17 protein-coding genes and 1 riboswitch are annotated in these 19,541 nt (G+C 71.0%); of the genes, 5 read left to right on the plus strand and 12 right to left on the minus strand.

Going from position 1 to position 19,541, the window contains the following annotated elements; translation table 11 throughout:
- Window positions 1-5: 5 nt before the first annotated feature.
- The 7 genes from hisG to ribD form a co-directional block, all read right to left on the minus strand.
- Window positions 6-854, minus strand: coding sequence for an ATP phosphoribosyltransferase (gene hisG, locus ABZY12_RS27420; RefSeq protein ID WP_356894852.1), 849 nt, complete (start codon window positions 852-854; stop codon window positions 6-8).
- A gap of 47 nt (window positions 855-901) precedes the next feature.
- Entirely contained in the window at window positions 902-1,174 is a 273-nt protein-coding gene (locus ABZY12_RS27425; RefSeq protein WP_053643769.1) for a phosphoribosyl-ATP diphosphatase, read from the minus strand.
- Window positions 1,175-1,209: 35 nt separating this feature from the next.
- A complete protein-coding gene (gene ribH, locus ABZY12_RS27430; RefSeq protein WP_215071932.1) occupies window positions 1,210-1,695 on the minus strand; it encodes a 6,7-dimethyl-8-ribityllumazine synthase in 486 nt (161 codons plus the stop codon).
- A 44-nt stretch (window positions 1,696-1,739) separates the two neighbouring features.
- Window positions 1,740-3,017 (minus strand): bifunctional 3,4-dihydroxy-2-butanone-4-phosphate synthase/GTP cyclohydrolase II, encoded by a 1,278-nt coding sequence (locus ABZY12_RS27435; protein WP_356894855.1) that lies wholly within the window; start codon window positions 3,015-3,017, stop codon window positions 1,740-1,742.
- Window positions 3,018-3,108: 91 nt separating this feature from the next.
- A complete protein-coding gene (locus tag ABZY12_RS27440) occupies window positions 3,109-3,705 on the minus strand; it encodes a nicotinamide mononucleotide transporter family protein (protein WP_356894917.1) in 597 nt (198 codons plus the stop codon).
- A 44-nt stretch (window positions 3,706-3,749) separates the two neighbouring features.
- Window positions 3,750-4,358, minus strand: a complete 609-nt coding sequence (locus ABZY12_RS27445) for a riboflavin synthase (protein WP_356894857.1) — start codon at window positions 4,356-4,358, stop codon at window positions 3,750-3,752.
- Window positions 4,359-4,360: 2 nt separating this feature from the next.
- The gene (gene ribD / locus ABZY12_RS27450) at window positions 4,361-5,449 is read right to left on the minus strand and encodes a bifunctional diaminohydroxyphosphoribosylaminopyrimidine deaminase/5-amino-6-(5-phosphoribosylamino)uracil reductase RibD (RefSeq protein WP_356894859.1); all 1,089 of its coding nucleotides are present in this window, start codon (window positions 5,447-5,449) and stop codon (window positions 4,361-4,363) included.
- Window positions 5,450-5,610: 161 nt separating this feature from the next.
- Window positions 5,611-5,740, minus strand: a riboswitch (FMN riboswitch).
- A 254-nt stretch (window positions 5,741-5,994) separates the two neighbouring features.
- On the opposite strand from ribD, the gene ABZY12_RS27455 reads away from it, so the two are divergent.
- Both ABZY12_RS27455 and ABZY12_RS27460 read left to right on the plus strand, forming a co-directional pair.
- Window positions 5,995-8,373 carry a chitinase C-terminal domain-containing protein gene (locus tag ABZY12_RS27455; RefSeq protein ID WP_356894861.1) on the plus strand — a complete coding sequence of 793 codons (2,379 nt, stop codon included), beginning with the start codon at window positions 5,995-5,997 and terminating at the stop codon, window positions 8,371-8,373.
- 217 nt (window positions 8,374-8,590) lie between these two features.
- Entirely contained in the window at window positions 8,591-9,346 is a 756-nt protein-coding gene (locus ABZY12_RS27460) for an NAD(P)H-binding protein (RefSeq protein ID WP_356894863.1), read from the plus strand.
- Window positions 9,347-9,778: 432 nt separating this feature from the next.
- Here ABZY12_RS27460 and ABZY12_RS27465 read toward each other — a convergent pair whose 3' ends face one another.
- On the minus strand, window positions 9,779-10,912 hold the full coding sequence (locus tag ABZY12_RS27465) for an ROK family transcriptional regulator (RefSeq protein ID WP_356894865.1): 1,134 nt from the start codon (window positions 10,910-10,912) through the stop codon (window positions 9,779-9,781).
- A gap of 110 nt (window positions 10,913-11,022) precedes the next feature.
- On the opposite strand from ABZY12_RS27465, the gene ABZY12_RS27470 reads away from it, so the two are divergent.
- The 3 genes from ABZY12_RS27470 (at window position 11,023) to ABZY12_RS27480 (ending at window position 14,673) form a co-directional block, all read left to right on the plus strand.
- Window positions 11,023-12,240: an MFS transporter gene (locus tag ABZY12_RS27470; protein ID WP_356894867.1), complete on the plus strand. Its 1,218-nt coding sequence runs from the start codon at window positions 11,023-11,025 to the stop codon at window positions 12,238-12,240.
- Between the two features lie 123 nt (window positions 12,241-12,363).
- Window positions 12,364-13,764, plus strand: a complete 1,401-nt coding sequence (locus ABZY12_RS27475; protein WP_356894869.1) for a solute carrier family 23 protein — start codon at window positions 12,364-12,366, stop codon at window positions 13,762-13,764.
- A gap of 228 nt (window positions 13,765-13,992) precedes the next feature.
- Window positions 13,993-14,673, plus strand: a complete 681-nt coding sequence (locus ABZY12_RS27480) for a DUF5995 family protein (RefSeq protein ID WP_356894919.1) — start codon at window positions 13,993-13,995, stop codon at window positions 14,671-14,673.
- A 109-nt stretch (window positions 14,674-14,782) separates the two neighbouring features.
- Here the strand turns inward: ABZY12_RS27480 and ABZY12_RS27485 are convergent, their stop codons facing one another.
- The 4 genes from ABZY12_RS27485 to ABZY12_RS27500 form a co-directional block, all read right to left on the minus strand.
- Entirely contained in the window at window positions 14,783-16,477 is a 1,695-nt protein-coding gene (locus tag ABZY12_RS27485; RefSeq protein WP_356894871.1) for an NAD(P)/FAD-dependent oxidoreductase, read from the minus strand.
- Between the two features lie 55 nt (window positions 16,478-16,532).
- Window positions 16,533-17,339, minus strand: a complete 807-nt coding sequence (locus ABZY12_RS27490) for a carbon-nitrogen hydrolase family protein (protein WP_356894873.1) — start codon at window positions 17,337-17,339, stop codon at window positions 16,533-16,535.
- Window positions 17,340-17,572: 233 nt separating this feature from the next.
- Window positions 17,573-18,028 carry an Lrp/AsnC family transcriptional regulator gene (locus ABZY12_RS27495; protein WP_015032260.1) on the minus strand — a complete coding sequence of 152 codons (456 nt, stop codon included), beginning with the start codon at window positions 18,026-18,028 and terminating at the stop codon, window positions 17,573-17,575.
- Window positions 18,029-18,038: 10 nt separating this feature from the next.
- The gene (locus ABZY12_RS27500; RefSeq protein WP_356894875.1) at window positions 18,039-19,526 is read right to left on the minus strand and encodes an amino acid permease; all 1,488 of its coding nucleotides are present in this window, start codon (window positions 19,524-19,526) and stop codon (window positions 18,039-18,041) included.
- Window positions 19,527-19,541: the final 15 nt, after the last annotated feature.

Consider the following 19,541-nt stretch of genomic DNA (forward strand, 5'->3'; position numbering starts at 1 on the left):
CGTCGTCAGAGACGGCAGGCGTGGATGGCCGTCGTCAGGATGGCGCGGGCACCCAGTTCGTACAGGTCGTCCATGACCCGCTGCGCCTCCTTGGCCGGGACCATGGCCCGGACCGCGACCCAGCCCTCGTTGTGCAGGGGCGAGATCGTCGGCGACTCCAGGCCCGGGGTGAGCGCGACCGCCTGCTCCAGGTGCTCGGCGCGGCAGTCGTAGTCCATCATCACGTACGAGCGGGCGACGAGGACGCCCTGGAGGCGGCGGAGGAACTGCTGCACCTGCGGGTGGTCCGCCTCGGCGCCGTTGCGCCGGACGACGACGGCCTCGGACTTGAGGATGGGCTCGCCGATGACCTCCAGGCCGGCGTTGCGCAGGCTGGTGCCGGTCTCGACGACGTCCGCGATGATCTGGGCGACGCCCAGCTGGATCGCGGTCTCGACGGCGCCGTCCAGGTGGACGACGGAGGCGTCGATGCCCTGGTCGGCGAGGTGCTTGGCGACGATTCCCTCGTACGAGGTCGCGATGGTCATGCCGCCGAAGTCCTCGGGGCCCTTCGCGGTGCCGGGGCGGGTGGCGTAGCGGAACGTCGAGCGGCCGAAGTTCAGCGGGAGGATCTCCTCCGCGTTGGCTCCGGAGTCCAGCAGCAGGTCACGGCCGGTGATGCCGATGTCCAGCTTGCCGGAGGCGACGTAGATCGCGATGTCCTTCGGCCGCAGGTAGAAGAACTCGACCTCGTTGTCGGGGTCGATGACGACGAGTTCCTTGGACTCCTTGCGCTGGCGGTAGCCGGCCTCATGGAGCATCTCCGACGCAGGTCCGGAGAGGGAACCCTTGTTGGGGACGGCGATGCGCAGCATGGGGTGGGCTTCCTTTGCGTGGGAGTTTCAGGGGTGAGCGGCTGGGCTCAGAGGTGGGCGTAGACGTCGTCGAGCGAGATCCCGCGGGCGACCATCATCACCTGGACGTGGTACAGCAGCTGCGAGATCTCCTCGGCGGCGGCTTCCTTGCCCTCGTACTCGGCGGCCATCCAGACCTCGGCGGCCTCTTCGACGACCTTCTTGCCGATGGCATGGACTCCCTTGTCCACCAGTTCCGCGGTGCGGGAGGTGGCCGGGTCGCCGTTCTCGGCCTTGAGCTTGAGCTCGGCGAAGAGCTCTTCGAAGGTTTTGTTCGCCATGATGGTCCTAAGAGTACGGGGTAAGGGTCACGTACTTAGCGCCAGGGTTCGCTGACCGTGCGCAGCGTGGTCGCGGTGGCGACGGCGGCGGTGACGGCCTCGTGGCCCTTGTCCTCGCTGGAGCCCTCGAGGCCGGCCCGGTCCAGGGCCTGCTCCTCGTTGTCGACGGTCAGGACGCCGAAGCCGACGGGTACGCCGGTGTCGATCGAGACCTGGGTGAGGCCGTGGGTGACGCCCTGGCACACGTACTCGAAGTGCGGCGTTCCGCCGCGGATGACGACGCCGAGGGCGACGATGGCATCGTAGCCGCGACCGGCGAGGACCTTCGCCACCACGGGCAGCTCGAAGCTGCCGGGGACGCGCAGCAGCGTCGGCTCGTCGATGCCGAGCTCGTGCAGGGCGCGCAGGGCGCCGTCGACGAGTCCGTCCATGATCTTCTCGTGCCACTGCGCCGCGATGACCGCGACCCGCAGGTCGCCGCAGTTCTTCACGCTGAGGACGGGTGCGCCCTTGCCGCTCATGTCTCTCCTTGTTCGCCTTGCTCGCTGTGCTGGTACGGGGTGACTTACTGGTTGCCGCAGGTGGAGGCGGTGGCGCCGTCCAGCCAGGGCAGGTCGTGCCCCATCCGGTCCCGCTTGGTGCGCAGGTAGTGGAGGTTGTGCTCGCCCGCCTGGACCGGCATGGGCTCGCGGCCCTCGACCCGCAGGCCGTACCGGGTGAGGGCGGCGGTCTTCTCGGGGTTGTTGGTCATCAGCCGCAGGCTGCGGACACCGAGGTCGACGAGGATCTGCGCCCCGGCGGCGTAGTCGCGGGCGTCGGCCGGCAGTCCGAGCTCCAGGTTGGCGTCGAGGGTGTCCCGGCCGCGTTCCTGGAGTTCGTACGCGCGCAGCTTGGAGAGCAGGCCGATGCCGCGGCCCTCGTGTCCGCGCAGATAGACCACGACGCCGCGGCCGTCCTCGGTGATCCGGTCCATGGAGGCCTGCAGCTGGGGGCCGCAGTCGCAGCGCAGCGAGTGGAAGATGTCGCCGGTCAGGCACTCGGAGTGGACCCGGACCAGGACGTCCTCACCGTCGCCGATCTCGCCGTGGACGAGGGCGACGTGCTCGACGCCGTCGACGATCGAGCGGTAGCCGTACGCGGTGAACTCGCCGTGTGCGGTCGGCAGCTGGACCTCGGCCTCGCGGCGGACCGTCGGCTCGGCGGAGCGGCGGTAGGCGACGAGGTCCTCGATCGAGATGATCGTGAGGCCGTGCTTGCGGGCGAACGGGACGAGCTCGGGCAGCCGCAGCATCACGCCGTCCTCGCCGGCGATCTCGACGATCGCGCCGGCCGGCCGCAGGCCCGCGAGGCGGGCGAGGTCGACGGCGGCCTCGGTGTGGCCGTTGCGGACGAGGACGCCGCCGGGCTTGGCGCGCAGGGGGAAGATGTGGCCGGGGCGGACGAAGTCGGACGGCTCGTACGTGCCGCTCGCCAGCATCTGGAGGGTGGTGGCGCGGTCGGCGGCGGAGATGCCGGTGGTCACGCCGTGGGCGGGGGCCGCGTCGACGGAGACGGTGAAGGCCGTGCGCATCGACTCGGTGTTGTGCTCGACCATCTGCGGGAGCTGGAGGCGCTGGAGCTCCTCGTCCTCCATGGGGGCGCAGATCAGGCCGCGGCACTCGGTCATCATGAAGGCGACGATCTCGGGGGTGGCCTTCTCGGCGGCGATGACGAGGTCGCCCTCGTTCTCGCGGTCCTCGTCGTCGACGACGACGACGGGACGGCCGGCGGCGATGTCGCGGATGGCCTGCTCGACGGGGTCGAGGGAGAGGTCGGTGGCGTCCCACAGCGGAAGCGCGCTCATGCTGCATCCCTTTCGTGAGCTTCTCCGCCTGCGCGGCGCAGAGGTGCGGGCATGATTGTCGACTGCGGCCCGGCGGCCGCGCACGCGTCGCTCACAACATGGCTCCTTCCAGGGAGGGCTTGGCGTCGGTGCGCGTCCGGAGCCACCAGTCGCGCATGCCCCAGATGACGAGGGCGAAGTAGATCACGTAGACCAGGCCGGAGAAGGCGAGGCCGCTGGAGAAGGCGAGGGGCACGCCGACCAGGTCGACGAGGAGCCAGGCGAACCAGAACTCGACCAGACCGCGGGCCTGGGCGACCATCGCCACGAGCGTGCCGACGAAGATGTACGCGTCGGCCCAGGGGCTCCAGGAGAGCGACGGGTAGAGGGTGAACAGGCCGCCGACCGCCAGGGTGCCGAGGACGGCGCCGGCGAGGAGCAGGCCGCGCTCCTTCCAGGTGGCGAAGCGGACGGCGATGGAGCCGTCCTGGGCCTGCCGCCTGCCGCGGTTCCACTGCCACCAGCCCCAGGCGGCGACGGCAATGACCAGGAGCTGCTTGCCGACACCGCCGCTGAGGTGGGCGGAGGCGTAGGCGCCGACGAGGATGACGCCGGAGAGCAGCTGCGCGGGCCAGGTGAGGATGGAGCGGCGCCAGCCGAGCGCGAGGGCGATCAGACCGATCGTGTTGCCGATCATGTCGGACCACATGATGTGCTGACCGAAGGCGCTGAAGGCCTCGGAGTTGAGCCAGCTCACTTCGCGTTCTCCTTGGCTTCCGCGCCGAGCAGCCGCTCGACGTACTTGGCGATGACGTCGACCTCGAGGTTGACCGGGTCGCCGGGCCGCTTGATGCCGAGCGTGGTCAGGGCGAGGGTCGTGGGGATGAGGCTGATGGTGAACCAGTCGTCGGCGGCCTCCACGACGGTGAGGCTGACGCCGTCGACCGTGATCGAGCCCTTCTCGACGACGTACCGGGAGAGGTGGGCCGGCAGGGCGACCTTGACGATCTCCCAGTGCTCGGAGGGCGTGCGGTCCAGGACGGTGCCGGTGCCGTCGACGTGGCCCTGGACGATGTGTCCGCCGAGGCGGTCGCCGACGGCCATGGGCCGCTCCAGGTTGACCCGGGAGCCGACGCCGAGGGCGCCGAGCGAGGAGCGGAGGAGCGTCTCGGCCATCACATCGGCGGTGAACTCGCCGTCGCCGAACTCGACGACCGTGAGACAGACACCGTTGACGGCGATGGAGTCGCCGTGCTTGGCGCCTTCCGTGACCAGGGGGCCGCGCAGACGGAAGCGGGAGGCGTCCTCCAGCTTCTCGACGGCGGTGACCTCACCCAGTTCTTCGACGATTCCGGTGAACACGCTCAGGCTCCCTTGAGGGTGGCAGTGATACGAAGGTCGGGGCCGACGGGGACGGTCTCGCTGACGTCGAGCCGCAACGCGTCGGTGATGGTGGTGATTCCGGCGTCGGCGAGGGCGTTCGGGCCCGCGCCGAGGAGGACCGGGGCGAGGTAGCCGACGACCTGGTCGACGGCCCGCGCCGCGACGAAGGCGCCCGCGAGGGTGGGGCCGCCTTCGAGGAGGACGGAACGGACGCCCTGCCGCTGGAGCGTCGCGAGGAGTTCCGGGATGTCGAGTCCGCCGCCGGACGCACGGGGCAGTCGCCACGTCTCGGGGAAATGGGCGGTGTCCTCCGGGAGGACGTCCTCGGCGACGGCGATCACGGTGCGCGCCGCGTCGTCCAGGACCCGGGCGCCGGGCTTCACGGCGCTCGCCTCGGTGTCGACGACGACCCGCAGGGGCTGGACGGCCCCTTCGATGCCTCGTACCGCCAGATGGGGGTCGTCGGCGCGGGCGGTGCCGGAACCGACCACGACGGCGTCGGCCTCGGCGCGCAGCCGGTGGACGTCGGCCCGGGACTCGGCTGAGGTGATCCAGCGGGAGCTGCCGTCGGCGGCGGCGATCCGGCCGTCGAGGGTGGCGGCGTACTTCCACCGCACGAAGGGCCGGCCGAGGCGTACGGAGGTGAGCCAGGCGATGTTGCCCGCCTCGGCCTCGTCCGCCAGGAGGCCGTCCGAGACCTCCACGCCGGCCGCCCGCAGGGTGTCCGCACCGCCCGTGGCCTGCGGGTTCGGGTCGCCGACGGCGTAGACGACCCGGCTGATCCCGGCCTCGATCAGGGCCTGGGCGCAGGGGCCGGTGCGGCCGGTGTGGTTGCAGGGTTCGAGGGTGACGTAAGCGGTGCCGCCGCGGGCGAGGACGCCGGCGGCGCGCAGGGCGTGGATCTCGGCGTGCGGTCCGCCGGCGCGCTGGTGGAAGCCCTCGCCGACCTGGTGTCCGGAGGCGTCGAGGATGACGCAGCCGACGACCGGGTTGGGGCTGGTGGAGCCGAGACCGCGGGCGGCGAGCGCGACGGCTCGGCGCATGGCGGTGATGTCGGCCTGGTCTGCCACCGGGTCCTCCTGCCTCTTCGGGCACGGACTCCGGGGCCTGTCGATGACGACAGAGAGCGGGTACGACGCTTCGCACAGGGATGCCGAGGCCGGACACACCGGTCGCCGACGAGGGCGACCAGCGGCGATACGGCCGACAGCGCCCCCGGAAGGGTCGCCCGCCGCGCACTGCCTCCCATCCGGACTTTCACCGTCGGTCCAGGAATCTCACCTGGTCAACCGGCCGCTGGCTGCGGACGGGTCGCGGACTATACCGCCGGTTCGGAATTACACCGACCCCGGAGTGCGCTGCTGCTGATACAGGGCCAGTGTGCCACGGACGATCGTGGGCCATGCGAGTGAGGCCCTGTGGGCTGACTCACAGGCGCCCCGCGACCTCCACCGAGCCCCTTCAGATGGTCCAGACCTATTGACGCACTGGTCTAGTCCTCTTAATCTCCGTGTCACCTCCGAGGTACGGCCCGCCGGTGTGCGCACTCCACGGGCCCAACACGACCCACCCCCTTGTTCGTTGTGTTCTGTCCACCTCCCAGGAGGAACCGATCGTGTTGTCCCCCACGAAGACGAGAGCCTCGCTGCTCGCGTCCGGTGCGGCCGTCGCCGGGCTGCTGATCAGCTCGCTCTCCGGCGGCGTCTCGTACGCGGCCGACAACGAGAGCTGTCGCCCCGACGGGCTGTACAGGACTCCCGGCGTCGACGTCCCGTACTGCTCCGTCTACGACACCCAGGGCCGCGAGAAAATGGGCGCGGACCACCAGCGCCGGGTCATCGGCTACTTCACCGGCTGGCGGACCGGCAAGAACGGCGAGCCCGCCTACCTCGCCAACAACATTCCGTGGGACAAGGTCACCCACATCAACTACGCCTTCGGACACATCGGTTCGGACAACAAGCTGTCGGTGGGCACGGACGGGCCGAACAACGCGGCCACCGGGATGACCTGGCCCGGTGTCGCCGGCGCGGAGATGGACCCCGCCTTCGCCTACAAGGGCCACTTCAACCTGCTCAACAAGTTCAAGAAGCAGCACCCGGACGTCAAGACGCTGATCTCGGTCGGCGGCTGGGCGGAGACCGGCGGCTACTTCGACGACAACGGAACCCGCGTGAACTCCGGCGGCTTCTACTCGATGGCCACCAACGCCGACGGTTCGGTCAACCAGGCCGGGATCGACACGTTCGCGGACTCGGCCGTCGCCTTCATCAAGAAGTACGGCTTCAACGGCGTCGACATCGACTACGAGTACCCGACGACGATGAAGGACGCGGGCAACCCGCTCGACTGGCAGCTCTCCAACGCCCGCCGCGCGGGCCTGGTCAAGGGCTACGACGCGCTGATGAAGTCGCTGCGCGAGAAGCTCGACCGGGCCGGCGCCGCCGACGGCAGGCACTACCTGCTGACCGTCGCCGCGCCCTCCTCCGGCTATCTGCTGCGCGGCATGGAGACGTACCAGATGCAGAAGTATCTGGACTACGTCAACATCATGTCCTACGACCTGCACGGTGCCTGGAACGAGTACGTCGGCCCCAACGCCTCGCTCTTCGACGACGGCAAGGACGCCGAACTGGCCGCCGCCAACGTCTACGGCAGCTCCCAGTACGGCGGCATCGGCTACCTCAACACCGACTGGGCGTACCACTACTTCCGCGGCTCCATGCCGGCCGGCCGGATCAACATCGGCCTGCCCTACTACACCCGCGGCCACAAGAACGTGCAGGGCGGCACGGACGGACTGTGGGGCAAGGCGGCCGCGACCACCTGCCCGGCCGGCTCCGGGCTGACCAAGTGCGGTGACGGCGCGGTCGGCATCGACAACCTGTGGCACGACAAGGACACCAACGGCGTCGAGTCCCCCGCCGGCTCCAACCCGATGTGGCACGCCAAGAACCTCGAGAAGGGGATCGTCGGCGACTACGTCACCCGGTACGGATTCCCGGCGAACACCACGCTGACCGGCACCTACGCCCGTAAGTACGACTCCACGCTGGTCGCGCCGTGGCTGTGGAACGCGCAGAAGAAGGTCTTCCTCTCCACGGAGGACGAGCAGTCGGTGGCCGCCAAGGCGGACTACGTGGTCGACCGCGGCATCGGCGGGACCATGGTCTGGGAGATGGCCGGCGACTACGACTGGAACGCCGCCAAGGGCCAGTACGAGATGGGTGACACGCTCACTTCGCTGATGTACGACAAGTTCAAGGCGGCCACCCCGTACGGCGCGAAGAAGGCGGGCGCGGCGGCGCTGCCGACGAAGGCCGTGAACGTGGGCGTGGAGTTCACCGAGTTCAAGCTGGGCGACTCCAACTACCCGATCACCCCCAAGATCAAGATCACCAACCGCACCGCGGCCACGCTGCCGGGCGGCACGGAGTTCCAGTTCGACTACGCGACGGCCGCGCCGGGGAACGCCTCCGACCAGTCCGGCTTCGGTACGAAGGTGATCAGCAGCGACCACACCGGCAGCAACGTGGGCGGGCTGAAGGGCGACTTCCACCGGGTGTCCCTGAAGCTGCCGGCCTGGCAGTCGCTGGCCCCGGGCGCGAGCGTCGACCTGTCGTTCAACTACTACCTGCCGGTCTCCACGCCGTCGAACTGGACGGTGAACATCGGCGGTACCACGTACGCGCTCGCCGGTGACCTGGCGCGGGGGACCACGGTGGTGGAGCCGGGCGGCTCGACGCCGACCCCGACGCCCACCCCCACGCCCACCAACCCGACTCCGACTCCGACTCCGACGGGTCCGACGCCGACGCCGACGAACCCGGGTGGCACCTGCAGCGCGCCGGCGTACGTGGCCGGCACCGTCTACAACGGCGGCTCGCTCGTCTCCCACAAGGGCCGCACCTGGAAGGCGCAGTGGTGGACCCAGAACGAGGAGCCGGGGACGACCGGCGAGTGGGGCGTCTGGAAGGACCAGGGCGCCTGCTGATCCTCCTCTGATCCTCCTCCGAAAGAACGCCCGGCGGCGGTTCTCACGGCCCTTGCCGCCGCCGGGTCCCGGCCCGTCGTCACGGGCCCGGCCTCCTCCGGCAGGCTGGGCCCGTGGCGGCGGGCCGTATCGGTGCGGCGGTCGATGTCACATGCTGAGGACGTCGTCGGCTCATAGCTGCGACAGCGTGAACCAACCCCGAGGGGACGAAGCAGCGATGACCACGATTCTGGTGACCGGCGGTACGGGGACACTCGGCCGGCTCGTCGTCGAACGGCTGACGGCGGACGGGCACGACGTACGGGTGCTGAGCCGGCACTCCCGGCCGTACGCCGTCGATCTGCGGGCCGGCGGGCCCGGCCTCGACACCGCCCTGGACGGTGTGGACACCGTCGTCCACTGCGCCTCCGCGCCGCGCGGTGACGAGGACGCGGCCCGGCACCTGATCACCGCGGCGCGGCGGGCCGGGGTCGGGCACCTGGTCTACATCTCGATCGTCGGCGTGGACCGCGTCCCGCTGGGCTACTACAAGACGAAGCTGGCCGTGGAACGGCTCGTGGAGGAGTCCGGGCTCGACTGGACGGTGCTGCGGACGACACAGTTCCACGACCTGATCCTCTCGATCGTGCGGAGCGCGGCGCGGCTGCCGGTCATGCCGGTGCCGTCGGGGGTCTCGTCCCAGCCGATCGAGACCGCCGAGGTCGCCGACCGCCTGGCCGGGCTGGCGAGCGCGGCTCCGGCCGGGCGGGTCCCGGACATGGGCGGCCCGGAGGCGCTGTCGTTCCGGGAGTTCGCCGACCTGTACCTGCGGGCATCGGGGCGACGGCGGCTCCGGGTGCCGCTCCCGCTTCCGGGCCGCGTGGCGAGGGCGCTGCGCGAGGGCGGCAACCTCGCGCCGGAGCGGGCGGTGGGGAAGGGCACGTTCGCCGAGTTCCTCACCAGGACGGAGCGCGCGCGGCCGAGTACGCCGTAAGGCCCGCCGGGCTCCCCCGACACCTCGGCGACGCCCACCGGCCGGCCCCGGCGCCCTGACGGACGGCCCCGCCGGGGGGACCGTGCAGCCCGCCGGTGGTCGCCGCTCACCGTCGCCCCTCAGCCGCCCGCCGGGGCGCGCGTCCCGGCGGCCTCGGTCAGCGCCGGCCGGAAAGAGCGCGCCCCCGGCGCCTCGGTCAGGCGCCCGCCGGAAGGAACGGTCCAGGGCAGCGTCGGTCGGCCGCCCGCCCGGAGATGCGCGCCCCGGCGCCTCGGTCAGCCGCCCGCCGGAAAGAGCTGTCCAGGGCAGCGTCGGTCGGCCGCCCGCCCGGAGATGCGCGCCCCGGCGCCTCGGTCAGCCGCCCGCCGGAAAGAGCTGTCCAGGCGGCCTCGGTCAGCCGCCCGCCCGGAGATGCGCGCCCCGGCGCCTCGGTCAGCCGCCCGCCGGAAAGAGGGCGTCCTGGGCGGCGTCGCGGGCGGCCAGGAGGGCGCCGTGGAGGACCGCCGTGTCGCCGAGGGTGGTCGGGCGGACCTCGGTCCGCAGGGGTGAAAGGGCCGTGAGGCGCTTCTCCACGCGGGCCGCCAGGGCGGCGCCGCCCGCGTGGCCGGTCTCGCCGCCGAGGACGACGCAGCCCGGGTCCAGGACCGAGACGACGGCGGCGGCGCCGACGGCGAGGCGCTCCGCGAGGGCGTCCAGGAAAAGGCCGTCGCCCGAGGCGAGGGCCGTACGGGGCTCCAGGCCGTGCCGGACGGCCAGCGCGTCGACGGCCGCGACGCAGACCAGCTCGTGGAAGCCGCCCGCGCAGTCGGTCGCCGAGGGCAGCCCGGAGGTGCCGGGGACCGGCAGAAAGCCGATCTCTCCGGCGCCGCCCGAGGCGCCGCGGCGCAGCCGCCCGTCCAGGACGACGGCCGCGCCGACGCCCTGGCCGAGCCAGAGGAGGACGAAGGTGTCGCAGTCCCGCGCGGCACCCAGCCGCTGCTCGGCGACGGCCGCCAGGTTGGTCTCGTTCTCCACCAGCACGGTCGCGGGAAGCCGTTCCTGGAGCGCCGGCACGAGCCGCCGGTGCCAGGCCGGCAGCCCGGAGGAATCGTTCAGATCCCCCGTCGCCGGGTCGATGAGGCCGGGCGCGCCGATGCCGACGCTGTGCAGCGCGCCGACCCCCGCCTCCTTCGCCGTGCGTTCGAGGAGGGCGACCGCCCGCTCGACGGCGGGCTCCGTACCCGTGCCGTCCCCGATCGGCAGGGTCGCCTCGGCGAGCGTGTGGCCGAGCAGGTCGGCGACGACGACGGAGACGGAGCGGGTCCGCACGTCGAGGGCGGCGAGGTGGGCGCGGTCGGCGACGATCCCGTACAGCTTGGCGTTCGGGCCGCGCCGCTCCGCGCCGGACTCCCCCACGACCCGGACGAGGCCGGAGCTTCGGAGCCGTTCGACGAGGTCGGCGACGGTCGGCCGGGAGAGTCCGGTCAGCGTTTTGAGCTGAGTCGCCGTCAGCGGCCCCTCGTCCTGGAGCAGTCGCAGGGCGAGCCGGTCGTTGATGGCCCGGGCGGTGCTCGGGGATGCGGGCATGCCGGGATCCTCTCAGACTTCTGGTAGGGCCCACTATTTATCAGGCAGGGTTCCTGATAGTTTACGGCGGCACCAGGACCGTAGCGAAAGAGACAGCCCGGGGAGGGCCCATGGCGGGCGAGACCGTCTTCAGTACCGAGCGCCTGCGGCGGGCCCGTTTCGCCGTCGCCGCCGTCTTCTGCGTCCACGGCGCGGTCACCGGCAGCTTCGCCACCCGCATCCCGTGGATCCAGGACCACGCGGGCGTCAGCGCCGGTCAGCTCGGCCTCGCCCTCGCCTTCCCCGCCATCGGCGCCTCGCTCGCGATGCCCCTGGCCGGCGCGATCAGCCACCGCTTCGGCGCCCGTACCGCGCTGCGCGGCCTGCTCGCCCTGTGGACGCTCTCCCTCATCCTGCCGTCGCTCGCCCCGAACATCTACGGCTTGTGCGCGGCGCTCTTCGTGTACGGCGCCACGGCCGGCATGTCCGACGTGGCGATGAACGCCCTCGGTGTCGAGGTCGAGAACCGGCTCGGCAAGTCGATCATGTCCAGCCTGCACGGCATGTGGAGTGCGGGCGCGCTCATCGGTTCGGCCGCGGGCACCGTCGCCGCCCATCTCGGCGGGGACGCCCGGCTCCACCATCTGATCGCCGCCCTCGTCCTGACCGCTCTCGGTCTCGCCTTCTGCCAGGGCGTGCTCGATCTGCAGAGCGCCCCCGACGAGGAGCCGCCGCCGCGCTTCTCCCTGCCGCCGAAGTCCGCGCTGGTCATCGGAGCGATCGGGTTCTGCGGGGTCTTCGCCGAGGGTGCCAGCCTGGACTGGTCCGCGGTCTATCTGAAGGAGGAACTGGGCTCGTCGGCCGGCGTCGCGGCCGCGTCGACCACCGCCTTCGCGCTGACCATGGCCGTCGCCCGGCTGGTCGGCGACCGGGTGGTGGACCGGTTCGGCGCCGTGCGGACGGTACGGGTCGGCGGCGTCGCGGCCACCCTCGGCGGGCTGCTCGTGGTGTTCGCCCCGCACGCCGCTCTCGCCATGGCCGGTTTCGGTCTCATCGGCCTCGGTGTCGCGGTCGTCGTCCCGCTCGCCTTCGCCGCGGCCGGCCGCAGCGGCCCCAACCCCAGCCAGGCCATCGCGGGCGTCGCCACCATCACGTACACCTCGGGTCTCATCGCCCCCTCGGCGATCGGCGGGATCGCCGACGCGACGTCGTTGATGTTCTCCTTCGGGCTGGTCACGGTGCTGGCCTTCGGCCTGGTCCTCGGCGCCGGGGTGCTCCGCACCGGCTCCCGCCCCTCGGCCACGTCCTCGGACGCCGGCCGGGCGCCCAGCTCGGACAAGGTCGCGTAGACCTCGCGCGGACCTCGGGCCGGCCCCCGGTGACCAGCGGCGCATTACCATGTGGCTGACTTTTTTCGGCTGATGTTTCGCGCGGCGAACCGGCCACCGGAACCGGAGAACTGGAGCGACCCCATGAACCTCGGCGTGCGCTGGACCCTGCACGGCGACGGGAGGACACCCGCTCCAGGAGCCGTGGTCCGGCCGGACGAGCGCCTCTCCTGGCCCCGTACGGCCGGACTCGGCGCCCAGCACGTGGTGGCCATGTTCGGCGCGTCCTTCGTCGCCCCGGTGCTCATGGGACTCGATCCGAACCTCGCGATCATGATGTCCGGCGTGGCGACGGTGATCTTCCTGCTCGCCACGCGGGGCACGGTCCCCAGCTACCTGGGCTGCTCGCTCTCCTTCGTCGGCGTCGCCGCCGCCATCCGGGCCTCCGGAGGCACCAGCGCCACCGTCACGGGCGCGGTCCTCGTCGTCGGCGCGGTGCTGTTCCTGGCGGGTCTGGCGGTACGGAAGTTCGGCGCGCGGATCATCCACGCGGCGATGCCCCCCATCGTCACCGGCGCCGTCGTCATGCTGATCGGCTTCAACCTGGCCCCGGTCACCGCCGCCACCTACTGGCCGCAGGACCAGTGGACGGCGCTGCTCGTGATGCTGTTCACCGGGCTCGCCGTGGTCTGCCTGCGCGGTTTCTGGTCGCGCATCGCGATCTTCCTCGGCCTGATCTTCGGCTACGCCGTCTCCTGGGTCTTCGACCTGGTCTTCGGCAAGATCAACTCGATGTCGCCGGGCGCTCAGGTCACCGATCACTGGCGGCTCGACCTCTCCGGTGTCGCCAAGGCCGACTGGATCGGCCTGCCGTCGTTCCACGGCCCCAGCTTCGAATGGTCGGCGATCCTGGTCGCCCTGCCCGTCGTGATCGCCCTGATCGCCGAGAACGCCGGCCACGTCAAGGCCGTCGGCGAGATGACCGGCGACCCGCTGGACGACAAGCTCGGCACCGCGATCGCCGCGGACGGCGCCGCCTCGATGCTGTCCACCGCCGTCGGCGGCCCGCCCAACACCACGTACTCCGAGAACATCGGCGTCATGGCCGCCACCCGCGTCTACTCCACCGCCGCCTACTGGGCCGCGGCCGGCTTCGCGCTGCTCTTCGGTCTCTGCCCCAAGTTCGGGGCGGTCGTCGCGGCGATCCCAGGCGGTGTCCTCGGCGGCATCACGGTGATCCTCTACGGCATGATCGGCCTGCTCGGCGCCCAGATCTGGATCAACGCCGAGGTCGATCTGCGCAACCCGCTCAACCTGGTGCCGGCCGCGGCGGGCATCATCATCGGGGTCGGCGGAGTGAAGCTCACCTTCACCGACACCTTCGAACTCGGCGGGATCGCCCTCGGCACCCTCGTCGTGATCACCGGCTACCACGTGCTGCGGGCCTTCGCCCCGGCGCACATGAAGCGCCAGGAGCCCCTGCTGGACTCCGGCACCAGCTCGTACGAGAGCACCTCCGACGAGGAGCCCGCCACCAAGGTGTAGGGGCCGTCCGGCCGGTCCCGCCGGGCTCGCGACGCCCGGCACGCACGGCCGCCGAGATCGCGCCCGGCGTTCGCCCGCCGCGTTCGCCCGTTCTGGGGAAGCCGGGCCCGGGGAGTTCCCACCGGGCCCGGCTGCTGGAACGCTGCCCTCATGGCGCAGACCCAGCAGATCGGCACCCCCCGGCTCGACGGCGAGCGGATCGGCCACGAACAGATCGGTACCGAACGGATCGGGCCGTTCACGGCGGTCGACCCGGTGGTGGACCGGATGCGGGCCATCCGGTCGGCCTGGCATCCCACCGACGGTGTCGCCGTCTTCAACCGTGTCTATCTGACGGTGACGGAGGAGATCGGCCACGCCATCGAGGCGGGCACCTTCGCGGACCGGCGGGCCGCCGCGACCCTCGACGTCCGCTTCGCCGAGCGCTATCTCTCGGTGGTCGACGCCGTCGCCACCGGGAGCCCCGCCCCGGCTTGCTGGCGGCCGCTCTTCATGTACCGGCGCCACCCCGGCGTACGGCCGCTGCAGTTCGCACTGGCCGGCATCAACGCGCACATCGGCCACGACCTGGCGCTCGCCGTGGTCGACACGTGCCGGGCACTGGACTGCGCGCCGAAGGAGCTGGAGGACGAGTTCGACCGCGTCGGCGACATTCTCGTCCTGCTGGAGGAACGTATCCGGGAGGAACTGATGCCGGGCCCGGACCTCTTGGAGGTCACGGACCCGCTGACGCATCTGCTCGGCTGCTGGAGCCTGGACCGGGCCCGCGACGGGGCCTGGCTCGCCGCCCGCTCGCTGTGGCAGCTGCGTGGGCTGCCCGACCTGGTCGAGGAGTTCTCCGAACGCCTCGACCGGTCGGTGGGGCTGGTGGGGCGGATGCTGCTGACGCCGCTCGCACCGTGCGGCTGACCGCTTTCGCGGCCGCTCGCGCACCGATGCTGTCCGCCCCACTCCCCCAACGGGACCGGCCCCCGGGAAGTTCCACGGGGGCCGGTCTGTTCGCGTGCGTGCTCCGGGGTCAGTCCTCCGGGAGCTCCACCGGGGCGATCTCGTCGTAGACGTCGCCAGGACCCGGGTTGGTGGCGTCGGTGGCGCCACCGAAGTGGTGCATCACGCCCCACACCGCGTTGAGGGCGGTCTGCACGGCGCCCTCGGCCCAGCCGGCCGTCCAGGAGATGTCGTCACCCGCGAGGAAGATGCCCCGCTTGTCCTCCGGCAGCCGGTCCTGCATGAAGTGCGTGAACAGACGGCGCTGGTAGCGGTAGTGGCCCGGCAGGTTCGCCTTGAAGGCGCCCATGAAGTAGGGCTCGTTCTCCCAGGAGACCGTCACCGGGTTGCCGATGATGTGCTTCCGGATGTCGACCTTCGGGTAGATCTCGCCGAGCGACTTCAGCATGACCTCCATCCGCTCGTTCGCGGACAGCGGCAGCCACTTCAGGCTGTCGTCGCACCAGGTGTACGAGAGGCAGATGACGGCCGGCTTGTCCGGTCCGTCGTCCAGGAGGTAGGTGCCGCGGGTCATCCGGTCGGTCAGCGTCATCGACATGACGTCCCGGCCCGTCTCCTCGTCCTTGTCCAGCCAGAACGGCCGGTCCACGGGCACGAAGAGCTTGCTGGACTCCATGTAGTGGGTGCGCTCGATCGCCGTCCAGTGGTCGATCGGGAAGAGCGAGTCGTCGCAGGCGATCTTGGAGAGCAGCATCCAGGACTGGGCGGTGAAGATCGCCGCCCGGTACGTACGGATGTCGCCGGAGGCGTCCGTGACGGTGATCCGGTTGCCCGCGGTGCGGTTCAGCCGGGTCACGGCCGGCTTCGGCTCGCCACCGTGGAGCGAGGACAGCGAGGTGCCCTGCGCCCAGTGCACGATCTTCTCCGGCTCGCGCTCCCACAGGCGCAGCGGCAGCTGCTGCGAGCCGCCCACGATGCCGCGGTGGTGGTCGTCGGCCTCGGTGTAGACGACCCGGAGGATCTCCAGGATGGAGTTCGGGAAGTCGGTGTCCCAGCCGCCGGTGCCGAAGCCGACCTGGCCGAAGATCTCGCGGTGCCGGAAGGACTTGAACGCCTCCGACTCGCACAGGAAGCCGTAGAAGGTCTGGTTGTCGAGCTTCTCGACGAGCTTGGCCCAGATCTCGCGGATGCGCGGGACGTCGCGCTCGCGCATGGCCTGGTTCATGTCGGAGAAGTCGGCGCCCTCGTCCAGGCACTTGTTCCAGGCCGCGGCGACGTCGCGGTAGACCTGCGGGAGGTCGTCGACGGTCTCGGCGTAGTGCGACTCGCCCTTGAGGTCGACGACGGTCGACGGGGTCGACTCGGCGAGCGGGTTCGGGAAGGCCCGCGTCTCCAGGCCCACCAGGTCGATGTAGTGCTGGAACGCGGTGGAGGACGGCGGGAAGCGCATCGCGCCCATCTCGGCGGTCAGGCCCTCGGTGCCGGTGCCCTCGAAGCCGACGGTGCGCAGCCGGCCGCCGATCTGGTCGGCCTCGTAGACGACGGGCTTGAGGCCCATCTTCATCAGCTCGTAGGCGGCGATGATGCCGGAGAGCCCGCCGCCGATGACGGCGACCTCGGTGCCGTGCTCGGTCGCGGGTATCTGGCCGAGCCCGGCCGGGTGGGCCAGGAAGTCGTCGTAGGCGTACGGGAAGTCCGGACCGAACATGGTGATCGGCGGCTGCGCGTCGGTGTGCTGGACGGCGGTGGGCACCGTGGACGTCATGGGGTACGGACTCCTTGCACGGAAAAGACTGGGGAGGGTCGGGAGAGGGGACGGCTCACACGAGGGAGCCGTAGAGGCCGGGGCGGCGGTCGCGCAGGTACGGGTTGTTCTCGCGGGAGGCCGCCAGGAAGTCGGGGTCGACGTCGCCGACCACCAGGTCCTCGCCCCGGCCGGCGCGGGCCCGGGCGGTGCCGTCGGGGCCGGCGAGCGTGGAGAGGCCGACGAACTCGAACTCACCCTCGGGACCTGTCCGGTTCACATACGCCACGTACATCTGGTTCTCGAAGGCGCGCACCGGGACGACGGACTCGGCGACGAACTGGAAGGGGTGCATCTGCGCGGTCGGGACGACGAGGAGGTCGGTGCCGGCCAGCGCGTGCGAGCGGACGTTCTCCGGGAACTCCACGTCGTAGCAGATCATGATGCCGAGCCGGACGCCGTCCAGCTCCGCCTGCGTGACGGTCTGCTCGCCGGGGGTGAACCACTTCTGCTCGAAGCAGCCGAAGAGGTGGGTCTTCCGGTAGTTCGCGAGCCGGCTGCCGTCGGCGCCGATGACCTGGGCGCTGTTGTACAGGACCCCGTGCCGCTCGGTGTCCCGCTCCGGGTAGCCGTACGCGATCGCCAGTCCGTGGCGGACGGCCAGGGCGGCGATCGCCTGTGCGGAGGGGCCGTCGGCGGGCTCGGCGAGCCGGGGGACGTCCGCGCCGATCGCGTACCCGGTGAGGAAGAGCTCGGGGGCGATCAGCAGGCGGGCGCCGGTGGCCGCGGCGCGGGCGGCGGCGTCGTCGAGCACGGCGAGATTGGCGGCCACGTCACCGGGCTGTCCGGAGCTCTGGAGCAGGGCGGTGCGCAGCGGCGGCATCGGCAGGACCTCGCGTGAAAAGGGTGGAAGGAAGACGTCAAAACCGTACGGTTCCGCACTGGTCCCGGACAAGGCGCGACCGTTGCGGACCAACCGTCGAACCGTTGCGCGATCGTCGGGCGCCACGGCGATTCGTTGCGCCACCCCGCCCCCGGCAACTCCCGTACAACGAGAAAGGCGGGGCGGCGCGGGTCTCATGGCCCGCACCATCCCGCCTGTCCGCCCCCGTGGGGCTACGCCGGCGAGCCGGAGGAGAAGCGCCGCAGGAGCGGCGAGAGCACCAGCACGGACTTGGTGCGCTCCACGAACGGCTCGCCCGCGATCCGCTCCAGGACGCGTTCGAAGTGACGCATGTCGGAGGCGAAGACCTGGACGACGGCGTCCGCGTCACCGGTGACGGTCGACGCGGACACCACCTCGGGGTACCGCTCCAGACCTCGCCGGATGTCGTCCGGCGAGGTGTTGTGGCGGCAGTAGATCTCGACGAACCCCTCGGTCTCCCAGCCGAGCGCCGCCGGGTCCACCCGTACGGTGAAGCCGGTGATGGCGCCCTCGGCCCGCAGCCGGTCCACGCGCCGCTTGACCGCGGGGGCGGAGAGGCCGACGAGCGAGCCGATGTCGGCGTAGGAGCGACGGGCGTCTTCCGCGAGGGCGTGGACGATGCGTTCGTCGAGGTCGTTGAGTCGCACTACGGGTGGATCACTTCTCTGCTGGGGCCTCTGCCAGAGCCGGGGCGGAGGCCAGACGGGAGCGGCGCATGCCGTACAGGAAGTAGAACACGAGGCCCGCGGCCATCCACGCACCGAAGTACGCCCAGGTGATCAGGTCGAGGCTGTACATGCTGTAGGCGCAGAAGAAGAAGCCGAGCACCGGGAAGAGCGGCCCGAACGGCACCTTGAAGGAACGCTCCATGTCGCGTCGGGTGTAGCGGAGCACCACGACGGCGATGTTGACCAGGGCGAACGCGAAGAGGGTGCCGATGCTGGTGGCATTGACGAGCTCGCCGAGAGGGACGGCCGCGGCGAGGATGCCGCAGAAGAGCGAGACGATCACGGTGTTGGCGCGAGGCGTCCCGGTCTTGGGGTTCACCTTGCGGAAGACCTTGGGCACGAGACCGTCGCGGGACATCGCGAACAGGATGCGGGTCTGGCCGTAGAGCACGGTCAGGACGACGCTGGCGATGGAGATGACGGCACCTGCGGCGAGCAGAGTGCCCCAGAAGCTCTGTCCGGTGACGTCGTTCATGATCGCTGCGAGGGTGGCTTCGGTCCCGGCGAACTTCTTCCAGTCCCACGCGCCGACGGCGACGGCGGCGACGAGGACGTACAGCGCGGTGACGATCACCAGGGAGAGCATGATCGCCCGGGGCAGGTCGCGCTTGGGGTTCTTGGCCTCTTCACCGGCGGTCGAAGCGGCGTCGAAACCGATGTACGAGAAGAAGAGAATGGCCGCCGCGGCACCGATGCTGTCGCTGCCAAGCGGCAGGAAGTCCGAGTAGTTGCCGGAGTTGAAGCCGATGAATCCGATCGCGCAGAACAGCACGAGCGAGGCGATCTTGACGAAGACCATGATCGTGTTGGCGCGGGCGGATTCCTTGGCGCCGCCGAGCAGGAACACCATGGCGAGCATGACGACGATCAAGGCGGGCAGGTTGAACACGCCGCCGTCGCCGGGAGGCGCGGTGAGCGCCGCGGGGAGGGTCACTCCTATGGTTCCGTCGAGGAGCTCGTTGAGGTAGTCGCCCCAGCCGACAGCGACCGCCGCGACGGAGACGCCGTACTCCAGGAGCAGGCACCAGCCGCAGATCCAGGCGACGACTTCACCCATCGTTGCGTACGCATACGAGTAGGAGGAGCCGGCGACGGGGATGGTGCCGGCCAGTTCGGCGTACGAGAGCGCCGAGAACAGCGCCGTGAGCCCGGCGAGCACGAAGGCGATGGTGACGGCCGGGCCGGCCAGCGGTACGGCCTCGCCGAGGACGACGAAGATGCCGGTGCCGAGCGTGGCACCGATGCTGATCATCGTCAGCTGCCACATGGAGAGCGAGCGGCGGAGCGATCCGCCCTCACCCTGGCCACCCTCGGCGACCAGCACCTCCACCGGCTTGCGGCGAGTCAGGGCGGACAGCCCGGAGGACTTGGGGACGGTCGGCTCGGTGGCCGGCGGGGCTGTGCCTTGATCCAGCACTGCGGGGGCTCCTTG

Source organism: Streptomyces sp. NPDC006551 (assembly GCF_040611675.1).
In the GTDB taxonomy this organism is placed as follows: Bacteria; Actinomycetota; Actinomycetes; order Streptomycetales; family Streptomycetaceae; genus Streptomyces.

Bases quoted from the DNA above. Each gene is read 5' to 3' on its own strand.
- hisG (WP_356894852.1), bottom strand. From the start codon at position 854: ATGCTGCGCATCGCCGTCCCCAACAAGGGTTCCCTCTCCGGACCTGCG.
- ABZY12_RS27425 (WP_053643769.1), bottom strand. From the start codon at position 1,174: ATGGCGAACAAAACCTTCGAAGAGCTCTTCGCCGAGCTCAAGCTCAAG.
- ribH (WP_215071932.1), bottom strand. From the start codon at position 1,695: ATGAGCGGCAAGGGCGCACCCGTCCTCAGCGTGAAGAACTGCGGCGAC.
- ABZY12_RS27435 (WP_356894855.1), bottom strand. From the start codon at position 3,017: ATGAGCGCGCTTCCGCTGTGGGACGCCACCGACCTCTCCCTCGACCCC.
- ABZY12_RS27440 (WP_356894917.1), bottom strand. From the start codon at position 3,705: ATGTGGTCCGACATGATCGGCAACACGATCGGTCTGATCGCCCTCGCG.
- ABZY12_RS27460 (WP_356894863.1), top strand. From the start codon at position 8,591: ATGACCACGATTCTGGTGACCGGCGGTACGGGGACACTCGGCCGGCTC.
- ABZY12_RS27465 (WP_356894865.1), bottom strand. From the start codon at position 10,912: ATGCCCGCATCCCCGAGCACCGCCCGGGCCATCAACGACCGGCTCGCC.
- ABZY12_RS27470 (WP_356894867.1), top strand. From the start codon at position 11,023: ATGGCGGGCGAGACCGTCTTCAGTACCGAGCGCCTGCGGCGGGCCCGT.
- ABZY12_RS27475 (WP_356894869.1), top strand. From the start codon at position 12,364: ATGAACCTCGGCGTGCGCTGGACCCTGCACGGCGACGGGAGGACACCC.
- ABZY12_RS27485 (WP_356894871.1), bottom strand. From the start codon at position 16,477: ATGACGTCCACGGTGCCCACCGCCGTCCAGCACACCGACGCGCAGCCG.
- ABZY12_RS27490 (WP_356894873.1), bottom strand. From the start codon at position 17,339: ATGCCGCCGCTGCGCACCGCCCTGCTCCAGAGCTCCGGACAGCCCGGT.